The organism is Nocardioides sp. 616, assembly GCF_002930065.1.
GTDB lineage: Bacteria > Actinomycetota > Actinomycetes > Propionibacteriales > Nocardioidaceae > Nocardioides > Nocardioides houyundeii.
Genome location: NZ_POAG01000017.1, coordinates 166,671 through 179,681 on the forward strand (window position 1 = coordinate 166,671; position 13,011 = coordinate 179,681).

Annotated in this window: 8 protein-coding genes; 7 read left to right on the plus strand and 1 reads right to left on the minus strand. The window is 70.5% G+C overall.

Annotated features, from left to right (window positions below):
- The first annotated feature begins 39 nt into the window (after window positions 1–39).
- From C5H89_RS07250 to C5H89_RS07275, 6 genes are all read left to right on the plus strand, one after another.
- Window positions 40–2,535 (plus strand): DUF4118 domain-containing protein, encoded by a 2,496-nt coding sequence (locus C5H89_RS07250; protein WP_104106366.1) that lies wholly within the window; start codon window positions 40–42, stop codon window positions 2,533–2,535.
- Window positions 2,532–3,239: a response regulator transcription factor gene (locus C5H89_RS07255; RefSeq protein ID WP_104106367.1), complete on the plus strand. Its 708-nt coding sequence runs from the start codon at window positions 2,532–2,534 to the stop codon at window positions 3,237–3,239. Before C5H89_RS07250 ends, C5H89_RS07255 begins: the two co-directional genes overlap by 4 nt.
- 105 nt (window positions 3,240–3,344) lie before the next feature.
- The gene (locus tag C5H89_RS07260; RefSeq protein ID WP_205304912.1) at window positions 3,345–4,706 is read left to right on the plus strand and encodes a hemolysin family protein; all 1,362 of its coding nucleotides are present in this window, start codon (window positions 3,345–3,347) and stop codon (window positions 4,704–4,706) included.
- Complete coding sequence (locus tag C5H89_RS07265; protein ID WP_104106368.1) at window positions 4,703–5,743, plus strand: hemolysin family protein; 1,041 nt, start codon at window positions 4,703–4,705, stop codon at window positions 5,741–5,743. The genes C5H89_RS07260 and C5H89_RS07265 overlap by 4 nt, the downstream gene beginning before the upstream one ends.
- 121 nt (window positions 5,744–5,864) lie before the next feature.
- The gene (locus tag C5H89_RS07270) at window positions 5,865–8,324 is read left to right on the plus strand and encodes a phosphoketolase family protein (protein WP_240181750.1); all 2,460 of its coding nucleotides are present in this window, start codon (window positions 5,865–5,867) and stop codon (window positions 8,322–8,324) included.
- Between the two features lie 68 nt (window positions 8,325–8,392).
- The gene (locus C5H89_RS07275; RefSeq protein ID WP_205304913.1) at window positions 8,393–11,173 is read left to right on the plus strand and encodes a cation-translocating P-type ATPase; all 2,781 of its coding nucleotides are present in this window, start codon (window positions 8,393–8,395) and stop codon (window positions 11,171–11,173) included.
- A gap of 16 nt (window positions 11,174–11,189) precedes the next feature.
- Here the strand turns inward: C5H89_RS07275 and C5H89_RS07280 are convergent, their stop codons facing one another.
- Window positions 11,190–12,209, minus strand: a complete 1,020-nt coding sequence (locus tag C5H89_RS07280) for a zinc-dependent alcohol dehydrogenase (protein WP_104106369.1) — start codon at window positions 12,207–12,209, stop codon at window positions 11,190–11,192.
- 275 nt (window positions 12,210–12,484) lie between these two features.
- Here C5H89_RS07280 and C5H89_RS07285 point away from each other — a divergent pair, with 275 nt between their 5' ends.
- Window positions 12,485–12,985 (plus strand): DUF1269 domain-containing protein, encoded by a 501-nt coding sequence (locus C5H89_RS07285; protein ID WP_104106370.1) that lies wholly within the window; start codon window positions 12,485–12,487, stop codon window positions 12,983–12,985.
- Window positions 12,986–13,011: the final 26 nt, after the last annotated feature.

The following is a 13,011-nucleotide window of genomic DNA, read 5'->3' on the forward strand; positions in this document are numbered from 1 at the left end:
CGGCGCGGAAGTGAGGGGATGAACAGCGAGACTGGGCCCATGGAACGTGGGCACCTCCGGGTCTACCTCGGCGCGGCGCCCGGGGTCGGGAAGACCTTCGCCATGCTCGACGAGGCGCACCGGCGGGTCGCCCGCGGCACCGACGTCGTCGTGGCCTACGTCGAGACCCACGGCCGCAGCGGCACCGAGCGAGAGCTCGAGGGTCTCGAGGTGGTGCCGCGGCGCCGGGTCCGCTACCGGGGAACGCAGCAGGAGGAGATGGACCTGGCCGCCGTGCTGGCCCGGAACCCCGCCGTGGCGCTCGTCGACGAGCTGGCGCACACCAACGTGCCCGGAAGGGGGTTCGCGAAGCGATGGCAGGACGTCGAGGCGCTGCGCGACGCGGGGATCGAGGTGATCACCACGGTCAACATCCAGCATCTCGCCTCGCTCAACGACGTCACCGAGGCCATCACGGGCGTGCGTCAGCGCGAGACCGTCCCCGATGCGGTGGTGCGGTCCGCCGACCAGATCGAGCTGGTCGACATGAGCCCCCAGGCGCTGCGCCGCCGGATGGCGCACGGCAACATCTATGCCCCCGACAAGGTCGACGCGGCCCAGTCCCAGTTCTTCCGTGAAGGCAACCTGACGGCGCTGCGCGAGCTCGCTCTGCTGTGGCTGGCCGACCGCGTCGACGAGGGGCTGGAGCGTTATCGCGACCAGCACCGCATCGCGTCCAGCTGGCCGACCCGGGAGCGGATCGTGGTGCCCGTCGCGGGTGGACCGGAGTCGGTGACCCTGATGCGTCGCGCAGCCCGGATCGCCTCACGTGGCTCGGGCACCCAGTGGCTGGCGCTCTACGTGTCACGGCACGACGGGCTGACCGCGCTGGCGCCGGACCAGCTGGCCCAGCTCCGGGACCAGACCGAGGAGCTCGGAGGCACCCTGCACACCGTCGTGGGCGACGACCCCGCGGAGGCCATCCTGGCCTTCGCCCGCGGCGAGAACGCCACCCAGCTCATCGTGGGTGCCAGCAGGCGGGGCCGCGGCTCCACCCTGCTGCGCCCGGGTGTGGGGGAGCGGGTCATCGCCGGTGCCGGGGACATCGACATCCACATCGTCACCCACGACTATGCACGCGCCGGTACGCGCTGGCGCGCAGCGGAGAGCCTCAGCAGCCATCGGCGGCGCCTGGGGTTCGTCTTCGCCGTCGTGGCTCCGGCGGTCCTCAGCGCCTTGCTGATCTGGACCGCCGACGTGCACGGGCTGCCCACCGAGTCCATGGCCCTGATGGTGGTGGTGGTGGCCACCGCCCTGATCGGGGGGCTGGTGCCCGCGGTGGTCGCGGCGCTGACCAGCGGAGTGCTGCTCAACCTGCTGTTCACCCCGCCGTTGCACACCCTGACCATCAGGGAGCCGGAGAACGCGTTCGCCATCCTGCTCTTCGTGGTGGTCGGCATCGCGGTCTCCACCGTCGTGGACACCGCTGCCCGCCGTACCGCTCAGGCGGCGCGGGCGCGGGCGGAGGCTGACGCGCTCACCGTGCTGTCGCACAGCGTGCTCAACGCCGACGACGACCTGGACGGACTGCTCGCCTCAGCCTGCGAGCTGCTGAACGCCCGCGGCGCCTCCCTGCTCCGCGCAGGATCGGGCGGGGTCGAGAAGGTCCTTGCCAGCCACGGCTCCAGCCCGGACAGCGCCGAGCAGGCAGACCTGGTGGCGACGGTCGACGCGAGGACCACACTGGCGCTCAGCGGAACCAACCTGCCCGCCTCCGACCGGGGACTGCTCAACGCGTACGCCGCCTACGCCAGGGTGATGGACGAACGGCGGACGGCCCGCGCCGCCGAGGCCGAGCGGCGGCAGCTCGCCGAGACCGATCGGACGCGCACCGCGCTGCTGGCGGCGGTCTCGCACGACCTGCGATCTCCCCTGGCCGCGGTCAAGGTCGCGGTCTCCAGCCTGCGGAGCCCCGACATCGTGTGGTCCCAGCAGGACGAGGCAGACCTGCTCGAGACGATCGAGGAGTCCACGGACAAGCTGACCGCCCTGGTGGCCAACCTGCTGGACATGAGCCGCATCAGCACCGGGACCCTGCGCGTGTCGTTGCTGAAGGTGTCGTTGGCGTCGGTGGTGCGCAACGCCGTACGGTCGCTGGAGGGTGGGGACCGGATCGAGGTGGACCTCGACGACGAGACCGACGTCATGGCCGACCCGGGGCTGCTGGACAGAGTGGTGGCCAACGTGTGCGAGAACGCCCTGAAGTACACCCCGCGCGGGGCATCCATCATGGTCGACTGCGCGGTGACGTCCCATCGCACCCTCCTGCGCATCGCGGACGGCGGGCCTGGCGTCCACGACCGCGATCGGCACCTGCTGTTCGCGCCGTTCCAGCGGCTCGGCGACGTCCCCGGTCCTGACGGTGTGGGGCTCGGGCTCGCCGTGGCGCGCGGGTTCACCGAGGCGATGGGTGGCACCATCACCACCGAGGAGACCCCCGGTGGGGGACTCACCTTCGTCCTCGAGCTGCAGTCACCCGTCCAGGAAGCCCCATGACCTTCGTCCTCGTCGTCGACGACGACCCCGCCATCCGTCGCACCCTGTCGATCAACCTCAGGGCCCGCGACTATGACGTGGAGACGGCAGGGGATGGACGCTCTGCGCTGCAGATCGTCGAGGAACGGACGCCGGACGTGATCCTGCTCGATCTCGGACTGCCCGACCTCGACGGCGTCATGCTGCTCCAACGGCTCAGGCTGATGACGCGCGCGCCCGTGATCGTGGTGTCCGCACGCACCAGCTCCGACGACAAGGTGGAGGCGCTGGACCTGGGGGCCGACGACTTCATCACCAAGCCCTTCTCGATCGAGGAGCTGCTCGCCCGGATCCGCGCCGCGGCCCGGCGTACCGCAGGCGAGCGGACGTCGGCCTGCGTCCAGGTGGCGGGGCTGGTGCTGGACGTCGGTGACTCGCGGGCCTCCCGGGAGGGGACGGAGATCCACCTGACCCCGATCGAGTGGAAGATCGTCGACCATCTCGTGCGCCGCCGGGGGCGGCTCGTCCGCCAGACCGAGCTCCTGCAATCGGTGTGGGGTCCCAGCTACGAGCGGCAGACCAACTACCTGCGGGTCCACATGTCCAGCATCCGGCGCAAGCTGGAGAGCGACCCCACCAGGCCCGTCCTGTTCGTGACCGAGCCCGGCATGGGCTACCGGTTCGCTCCCGACGCCGGGAACCAAGTCGGGGCCGGGGACGTTTGACGTCCTGACACCCCCTGCAGCGAAAAGAGTCATGGAGCTTCAAAGAACGCCGTCGCACTGTCCGCATCCGATGTCCGACAACGTCCTGAGCTCTGAGGACCGGCCATGGTGAGCGCGTTGCTGACCCTGGGCGTCGGGCTGCTGGTGGTGGTGCTGATCACCGTGGTCACGGGCTACTTCGTGGCCCAGGAGTTCGCCTACATGTCGGTGGACCGGTCCCGGCTGGGCGCGCGTGCGGCATCCGGCGACGGCGCCGCCGCCCGGGCGCTGCGCGTGACCGGTCGTACGTCGTTCATGCTCTCCGGAGCCCAGCTCGGCATCACGGTCACCGGGCTGCTCGTGGGCTATGTCGCCGAGCCGCTGATCGGGGAGTCACTGGGCACCCTGCTGGGCGGGGTGGGCGTCCCCACCGCGGTGGGCCTGGCCGTCGGGACCATCCTGGCGCTGCTCGTCTCGACCGTGGTCCAGATGGTGTTCGGCGAGCTGTTCCCCAAGAACCTCGCGATCGCCCGACCCGAGCCGCTGGCCCGGTGGCTGGCGACCTCCACCCTGGTCTACCTCAAGCTGGCAGGGTGGCTGATCGCGGTCTTCGACCAGTCCTCCAACCTGCTCCTGCGCGCGCTGCGGATCGAACCGGTGCACGACGTGGAGCACTCCGCGACCGCGCGGGACCTGGAGCACATCGTGGCGTCCTCCCGCGAGACCGGTGACCTGCCCGTCGAGCTGTCGATGCTGCTGGACCGGGTGCTGGACTTCCCGGGCGAGACGGTGGAGCACGCGATGATCCCCCGGGTGCGCGTCGACGCCGTGCTGGACAGTGTCGGCGTCGCCGAGCTGCGCCGGGTCATGGCTGGGGGACACTCCCGGTACCCCGTGCTGGACGGGGACGGCCGGGTGGTGGGCGTGGTCCACCTCGTCGACCTCCTGCACGTGGCCGAGGACAGCACAGACGTGACGGCGCGCGACCTGGCGCGCCCGGCCCTGATGCTGCCGACGCTGATGCGGTTGCCCGATGCTGTCGGGGAGCTCGCGCTGAGTCGCAACCAGCTCGCCTGCGTCCTGGACGAGCACGGCGGCTTCGCCGGTGTGCTGACGGTCGAGGACCTGGCCGAGGAGCTCGTCGGCGAGATCACCGACGAGCACGACCGGCAGCCCGCCCTGGAGGTCGCCCCCGTGCCCGGTCAGCGTGTCTGGACCGTCTCCGGGGACTCGCACGTCGACGAGGTCGAGCGGTCCCTGGGTCGCGACCTGCCCGACGGGGACTACGAGACCCTCGGTGGGCTGGTCATCGCCCACCACGGCCGCTTCCCCGAGGTCGGCGAGATCGTCCGGGTCCCGCTGCCCATCGATCCTGGCAGCTGGGCCCAGGCCGTGGACCCGGTGCCCGAGCACGCACTGCTCGAAGTGCTGGAGGTCGTGGACCACATCCCCGCACGGGTCCGCATCACGTGGGAGGAGCACCGATGACCGACAACCCCCTGATCGTAACGTGCGCGACCGCGGCGATCATCGCGCTGAGCGCCTTCTTCGTGGCGGTCGAGTTCGCTCTGATCGCGGCTCGCACCAACCGCCTCGAGGACGCCGCGGCCACCAGCCGGTCCGCGCGGGCGGCACTGCGCAGCTCCTCCGAGCTCACCCTGCTGCTGGCCGGGTCCCAGCTGGGCATCACCGTCTGCACGCTGGCCCTGGGCGCACTGACGAAGCCGGCCGTGCACCACTGGCTGACCCCGGTCTTCGAGACCTGGGGCCTGCCCGCCTGGGGTGCTGACGCCGCAGGCTTCGTGCTGGCGCTGGCGATCGTCACCTTCTTGCACCTGGTGGTGGGGGAGATGGCACCCAAGTCGTGGGCCATCGCCCACCCCGAGCGGTCGGCGATCATGCTGGCCCTGCCGATGAGGGCGTTCATGTGGGCGACCAGACCGGTCCTGCGGGCACTCAACGAGTCGGCCAACTGGTGCCTGCGCAGGGTCGGAGTCGACCCGGACGAGGATGCCTCGCCGGGACAGGACCCCGCAGCACTGCGTCATCTGGTCGAGCACTCGGTCAACGTGGGTGCCCTGGATGCCAGCTACTCCGGCCAGTTCTCCAGCGCTCTCGACCTCCAGACCATGACCTTGGACGAGCTCGTGCCACGGGTACCGCTCAGCTTCGTGAGCCAAGGCGCCACGGTCGCCGAAGTCCAGGCGGTGTCACGCGAATCGGGTCATCTGCGGATCCTGGTCCGGGACGCGGGGCCCGGGCAGGCGCACTACGGCGCGGTGATCCACGTGCGCGACACCCTGGTCCGTCCCGCGGGCGAGCGCATCGACCACCTGGTACGCCCGGTGCGCAGCCTGCCGCACAGCACCTCGATCTATGAGGCACTGGCGCACATGCGGCGCACCGGCAGCCAGCTGGTGCTCGTGACCCAGGACGGGTCCACGGTGGGTGTGATCACGATGGCGGACCTGCTGGCCCGGCTCTTCCCGCACGACCAGGGCGTGTCGGTGGCTCCGGGAGCCTGAGGGCCTGGCCGCCGGGCGCTGACCGGAACGGCTGGGAGAACTCGTCACCGCCAGCGGTCGACCTGAGGCGTTCCATGGGTGATGCTGGAGGAGCCCCTACCCCAACTCTCTGGGGGAACCCGTGAGCGATGCCCAGCAGCTCGAGACCGCCACGACCATGGAAGACGCCGAGATCCACCTCGTCGACGCGTGGTGGCGCGCTGCCAACTACCTCTCGGTGGGGCAGATCTATCTCCTCGACAACCCCAGGCTGCGCAGACCTCTGGAACCGGGCGACATCAAGCCCCGTCTGCTCGGCCACTGGGGGACCACCCCGGGACTCAACCTGGTGTGGGCACACCTCAACCGGCTGATCCGCGCGCGGGACGTCGACGCGATCTTCCTCGCCGGACCCGGTCACGGCGGGCCGGCGGTGCTGGCGAACGCGTGGCTGGAGGGCACCTACTCCGAGGTCTACCCTCACGTCGGGCAGGACGAGGCGGGTCTGAAGGCGCTGTTCCGGCAGTTCTCCTTCCCCGGCGGCGTCCCCAGCCACGCCGCCCCGGAGACTCCGGGATCGATGCACGAAGGCGGGGAGCTCGGCTACGTGCTCTCCCACGCCTACGGCGCCGCGATGGACAACCCCGGCCTGCTGGTCACGGCCGTGGTCGGCGACGGGGAGTTCGAGACCGGGCCGCTCGCGACCTCGTGGCACGCGAACAAGTTCGTCGACCCGGTCCACGACGGCGCGGTGCTGCCGGTGCTGCACCTCAACGGCTGGAAGATCGCGAACCCGACGATCCCGTCGCGCATCTCGCGTCCCGAGCTGCTGAGCCTGCTGAACGGCTACGGCCACGAGGTGCTCACCGTCGAGGGCGACGATCCCGAGGACGTGCACCGCCAGCTCGGGCGTGCGCTGGACGTCGCTCACGACCGCATCGTGGCCATCCAGCGGGCGGCGCGTGAGGACGGCGATCTGGAGCGTCGTCCGTGGCCGATGATCCTGCTCGTCACCCCCAAGGGGTGGACCGGACCGCACGAGGTCGACGGGGTGCCGGTGGAGGGGACCTGGCGTTCCCATCAGGTGCCCCTGGCCGAGACCCGGAGCAACGACGCGCACCGCGCCCAGCTGGAGGAATGGCTGCGCTCCTACCGCCCAGGCGAGCTGTTCGACGACGTCGGTCGCCCGGTGCCCGTGCTGCGGGAGATCGCGCCCCGGGGGCACCGTCGGATGAGCGACAACCCGCACGCCAACGGAGGGCTGCTGCGACGGCCGCTGGACCTGCCCGACATCCGGACGCACACCGTGGAGGTGTCCTCGCCGGGTGCCTCGATCCACGAGGCCACCCGCGTGTTCGGGAAGTACCTGGTCGAGGTGCTGCGCGAGAACCCCGACAACTTCCGCATCTTCGGCCCCGACGAGACCGCGTCCAACCGGCTGGACGCGGTCTACGCGGTGACGGACAAGGTCTTCGCCGGCGAGCTGCGGCCTGGAGACCCGCAGCTCGGGCGCTCCGGCAGGGTGGTGGAGATGCTCTCCGAGCACACGTGCCAGGGGTGGCTGGAGGGCTACCTGCTGACCGGGAGGCACGGCGTGTTCAACTGCTACGAGGCGTTCATCCACATCGTCGACTCGATGCTCAACCAGCACGCCAAGTGGCTGAAGACGACTCGGGAGATCGAGTGGCGTCCGCCCGTGGCCTCCCTCAACTACCTGCTCACCTCGCACGTGTGGCGCCAGGATCACAACGGGTTCTCCCACCAGGATCCCGGGTTCATCGACCACGTCGTCAACAAGAAGGCTGAGGTGGTCCGGGTCTACCTGCCGCCGGACACCAACACGCTGCTCTCGACGATGCGCCACTGCCTGGCCAGCACCCACTACGTCAACGTCGTCGTGTCGGGGAAGCAGCCCTCCTTCGACTGGCTCACGGCCGACGAGGCGGACCTGCACTGCGCCCGCGGTGTCGGCATCTGGGAGTGGGCGTCGAACGACGACGGCGATCCCGACGTGGTGCTCGCCAGCGCCGGTGACGTGCCGACCATCGAGGCGCTGGCTGCCGCCAGCATCCTGCGCGAGCACCTGCCCGCGCTGCGGATCCGTTTCGTCAACGTGGTGGACCTGATGAGGCTCCAGGACTCTGGCGAGCACCCGCACGGGTTGTCCGACAGCTCCTTCGACAGCATCTTCACCACCGACCGCCCGGTGATCTTCGCCTACCACGGGTATCCGTGGCTCATCCACCGCCTCACGTATCGCCGCGCCAACCACCGCAACATCCACGTACGCGGCTACAAGGAGGAGGGCACGACCACCACGCCCTTCGACATGGTGATGATGAACGACCTGGACCGCTTCCACCTGGTCCTCGACGTCATCGACCGGGTCCCGTCCCTGGCGTCGCGGGCGGCGGCCCTGCGTCAGCAGATGATCGATACCGGGCGTCGCGCCCACCTCTGGACCAGGGAGTACGGGGAGGACCTGCCGTTGGTGCGGGACTGGTCCTGGCAGTCCCAGCCCTCGCCGGGTGCGGCCGGCTCGCCCAGCACCACCGCTGACCCCGGCATGACCGGCCTCGACGCCACGGGGGGCCAAGCCTGACCGGACGGCGCAGCGTGGAGGGCGCAAGGCGAGGGCGCAGGCCGATCGGCGCGGGGACTGGAGGCTCGATGACCGACGAGGCGCTGGTCCCGGCGAGGGGCCGGGCGTGGCACGCCATGACGCCCGACGAGGTGCTGGCCGAGCTCGGCGTCCGCCCCGCCGACGGACTCGGCCTCGACGAGAGCCGACGTCGCCTGGGGGAGTGTGGTCCCAACGTGCTCGCCGACCCTGCGAGCCCACCGATGTGGCGCCGGGTCCTGTCGCTGGCGACGGAGCCGATGACGGTGGTGCTGATCGCCGCTGCCCTGGTCAGCGCGCTGGTCTCCCGCGAGGTAGGTACCTCCGCGGTGATCCTGGTGGTGGTGGTGCTCAACTCCGTCCTCAACCTGGTGCAGGAGGGGCGTGCCCGGAGCAGCCTGCAGGCGCTGCAGGAGCTCACCGTGGTCCAGGCGCGAGTACGGCGGGCAGGGCGGGTTCGGTTCGTCGATGCCGCGGAGCTCGTGCCGGGTGACGTGGTGCTGCTCGAGGCGGGTGACGTGGTGCCGGCCGACGGCCGCCTGATCGAGACCGCGGGCCTGGAGGTGCAGGAGGCCGCACTGACGGGCGAGTCGATCCCGGTGGTCAAGGAGGCCGCGGCTGTCGCGGAGACCGCTGCCGGCCTCGCGGACCGGTCCGGGATGGTCTTCACGACCACGGCGGTCACCCGAGGACGTGGCGTGCTCGTGGTCACCGCCACCGGCATGGGGACCCAGATCGGCAGCGTCGCCCGGCTGCTGCAGAAGGCAGGTGGGCAGAGCACCCCGCTGCAACGCCAGATCGCGGGTCTGGCCAGGGCGTTGGGGGCCATCGCAGCCGTCGTGGTCACAGTCGTGTTCGTGGCAGGTCTGCTGCGCGGCGTACCGCTGGGGGAGGTCGCGCTGAGCGCCGTCGCTCTGGCTGTCGCCACCATTCCGGAGGGCCTCACCGCCGTGGTCGCCTTCACCCTGGCGATGGGGGCGAGCCGGCTGGCGCGGCGCGGCGCCATCGTCAAGGACCTGTCGTCGGTGGAGACGCTCGGGGCCACCCGGCACGTCGCGACCGACAAGACGGGCACCCTGACGCTCAACGAGATGACGGCGCGTGAGCTCTGCGCCCAACTGCGCGTCTTCCAGGTGTCTGGGCACGGGTACCAGGCGGACGGCCAGATCACGGTCGTCGGTGACGAGCCGGCTCCGGACATCAGCAGTGTCCTGCTGGCCATGGCGCTGGCGGGCGACGCGGTCCTGGACGGGACGGACCTGATCGGCGACCCGACCGAGGGGGCGCTGGTGGTCCTGGCCGGCAAGGGCGGACTGGATGTCATGGCCGCACGCCACGACCTGCCCCGGGCCAGCGAGGTGCCCTTCGACTCCGACCGCAAGTACATGGCGACCGTGCACGCGATGGATGAGTGGGACCCCGAATCCGTCACCCACCGGTGGGCCCGAGGACACCGCGCGGAGCGGAGAGGGGAGGCCGGCCGGATGTACGTCAAGGGGGCGCCCGACGTGCTGCTCTCCCGGTCGACCCGGATGGAGGTCCCCCAGGGGGTGCGCAGCCTGGACGAGGAGCAGCGCGCTGCCCTCGACGCCCTCAACTCGCACCTGGGATCCCGCGGCCTGAGGGTGCTGGGTCTGGCCCAGCGCGAGCTGGACGAGGTGGAGCTGCGGGCGGCTCGCGACGCGCCGCCGGAGGAGCTGGACGCCATGGTGGCGGGACTGACGCTGCTGGGGTTGGTGGGGATCGTGGACCCGCCGCGACCGGAGGTCCGCGACGCCATCGCCGAGGCCCAGGAGGCGGGCATCGTCGTCCACATGATCACCGGCGACCACGTCGGCACTGCGGCGGCCGTCGCACGAGACCTCGGCATCGAGGGGGAGGCGCTGTCAGGTCCGGAGCTGGACGGGTTGAGTGACGAGGACCTCTCGGTCCGTGCCGCCACCGTGGGGGTGCTGGCCCGGGTGAGCCCCGAGCACAAGATCCGCATGGTGCGAGCACTCCAGGCCGACGGGTCCGTGGTGGCGATGACCGGCGACGGGGTCAACGACGCCCCGGCCCTGAAGGAGGCCGACATCGGCATCGCCATGGGCGTCACCGGGACGGAGGTCTCCAAGGGTGCGGCGCGGATGGTCCTGACCGACGACAACTTCGCGACCATCATCGCGGCGGTGCGCGAGGGCCGCGGCATCTATGACAACGTGGTCAAGTTCGTCCGGTTCCAGATCGCCACAGCCTGGGGCTTCGTGCTCATCTTCCTCGCCTCTGCGGGGGTGGGCGTGGCATCGGGGGCACCCTTCACCCCGCTGCAGGTGCTCTGGGTCAACATCATCATGGACGGCCCCCCGGCGATGACCCTGGGCTTCGACCGGCCCGACGACGAGGTGATGAGCCGGCCGCCGCGCCGCGTGGGCGAACCGATCCTGACCCGGGCCAGGCTCGGTCAGATCGCACTCTCGGCACTGGTCATGGCGGCAGGCACGCTGGGCGTGCTGCTGCTGGGACCGGACGAGGCGCAAGCCGGGGAGCCGACCCGGACGGGGACGCTGGCGTTCACCACGTTCGTGCTGTTCCAGGTCTTCAACCTGCTCAACGTGCGTGAGGGGGTCACCTCGGTGTTCAACCGGCACACCTTCACCAACGCCAGACTCTGGTGCGCACTCGCGGCCATCGTGGTCCTGCAGGTCACCACCGTGCATCTGCAGGCCCTCGGTGGCGTCTTCGACACCACCGACCTCTCCGCGGCTCAGTGGGCGGTCGCGGTGGCCGTGGCCTCCTCGGTCCTCTGGGTCGAGGAGCTGCGCAAGGTCTGGGTCCGTCGCCGCGTCCGATGAGCGAGGGCGGCGGGTCCTAGAACTCGAACACCAGCCGAGCGGGCACCTTGCCGGCGAGCACCTCGTCGAAGCACTCGTTGACGTCCTCGATCCGCCTGCTCTCGGTGATGACCCTGGTCAGCCCCCGGGCGTGGAACTCGAAGCAGTCCGCCACGTCGTTGCGCGTGCCCACCAGCGAGCCGATCACGGACTTGCCCGAGAGCACGGTCTCGAAGATCGGCAGGTCCAGGTGGTTGTCGGAGGGCAGCCCGACGATGACGAGGCGTCCGTTGGGATTGAGGGCCGCATGGGCAGCACGCATCGCCTGTGGTGAGGGGACCGTCACCAGCGCGACGTCGATGCCCCCGAGCGCGGCGAGCTCTGCCTGCTGGTCACCGCGGGCGTTGACCACGTGGTCAGCCCCCAGCTCCGCGGCCAGCTCGAGCTTCTCGTCGTACATGTCCACGGCCACGGTCCGGGCTCCGAAGAGGCGGGCGTACTGCAGGCCGAGGTGCCCCAGGCCGCCTATCCCGACCACCATCGCGGTCTCGCCAGGCCGTGGGTTGGCCACCTTGAGGCCTTTGTACGCCGTGACTCCGGCACAGGTCAGGGGCGAGGCGTCCATCGAGCTAATCGCATCGGGCACCGGCACCACGTGGCTTGCCCAGGCCACCGCGTGCTCGGCGTAGCCCCCGTCCATGGTGTAGCCCATGTAGGCGGGCGCGGTGCAGTAGGTCTCCCAGCCGGCCACGCAGTAGCGGCAGTGCCCGCAGGCGTAGCCGAGCCAGGGCAGCGCGACCCGTTGACCGATTGCGACCAGGGGCCTGCCGGCGGTGAGCGACGGACCCAGGGCCTCGATCACTCCGACGCCCTCGTGGCCGGGGATGAGCGGGATCTTGGGCTTGACCGGCCAGTCGCCCCGGGCGGCATGGATGTCGGTGTGACACAACCCGCACGTCTCGATCCGCACCAGGACCTGACCCGGCCCGGGCTCGGGGACGGGCACGTCCCGGATGACCAGAGGCGCCCCCAACGCTGGTACCACTGCTGCCTTCATGGGTCCTCCAGGGGAACGGACGGATGCTCGCGGGGTTTCTGGCGCGGGAGGCGCATCAGCAGCATCTCGCTGTGGGACGAGGCGAGCGCAGGGCCATGGGTCCCCGCCCGGTAGACCATTGGTCACCGGCACGTCGGCAAGTCCCGGGGGTCCTGCCGCGCCCGGGTCCAACGACTCTGCCGACGGTGGCTCCCGCCGTCCTAGCGTCGAGCGCGCCGGGCACGCCCATCGTGCCGGGCTTTGCCTGCGACCCGACGACGATGTAGGAGCACGACGTGGCAACTCTGACAGTGTGGAAGTTCGACAATCCCGAAGGCGCGAAGCGAGCCGAGGACGCCCTCATCAGCCTGCAACGCCAGCAGCTGGTGCAGGTGCTCGACGCAGCGACCGTGTCGTGGCCGGAGGGGAAGAAGAAGCCCAGGACGCGGCAGGCCAACGACCTGCTCGCTCCCGGGATCCTCGGTGGCATGTTCTGGGGTCTGCTCTTCGGGATCATCTTCTTCATCCCCCTGATCGGCCTGGTGGTCGGCGCCGCCTCAGGTGCGCTGATCGGGGGGCTGACCGACATCGGGATCAGCGACGACTTCATCAAGGACGTGCGCGCCAAGGTGACGCCCGGGACCTCCGCGCTGTTCGTGCTCACCTCTGACGTGGTCATCGACCGGGTGCACGAGGCGCTCCGCGAGGAGGGCATCCACGGGGAGCTCATCGAGACCAACCTGTCGGCCAAGGACGAGGAGAACCTGCGCAAGATGCTCCAGGAGGAGGACGCCTGAGGGTCCTTCGTCCAGCACCCACGGTT

Coding starts and splice junctions, on each gene's coding strand:
- C5H89_RS07250 (WP_104106366.1), top strand. CDS start 40: ATGGAACGTGGGCACCTCCGGGTCTACCTCGGCGCGGCGCCCGGGGTC.
- C5H89_RS07255 (WP_104106367.1), top strand. CDS start 2,532: ATGACCTTCGTCCTCGTCGTCGACGACGACCCCGCCATCCGTCGCACC.
- C5H89_RS07260 (WP_205304912.1), top strand. CDS start 3,345: ATGGTGAGCGCGTTGCTGACCCTGGGCGTCGGGCTGCTGGTGGTGGTG.
- C5H89_RS07265 (WP_104106368.1), top strand. CDS start 4,703: ATGACCGACAACCCCCTGATCGTAACGTGCGCGACCGCGGCGATCATC.
- C5H89_RS07275 (WP_205304913.1), top strand. CDS start 8,393: ATGACCGACGAGGCGCTGGTCCCGGCGAGGGGCCGGGCGTGGCACGCC.
- C5H89_RS07280 (WP_104106369.1), bottom strand. CDS start 12,209: ATGAAGGCAGCAGTGGTACCAGCGTTGGGGGCGCCTCTGGTCATCCGG.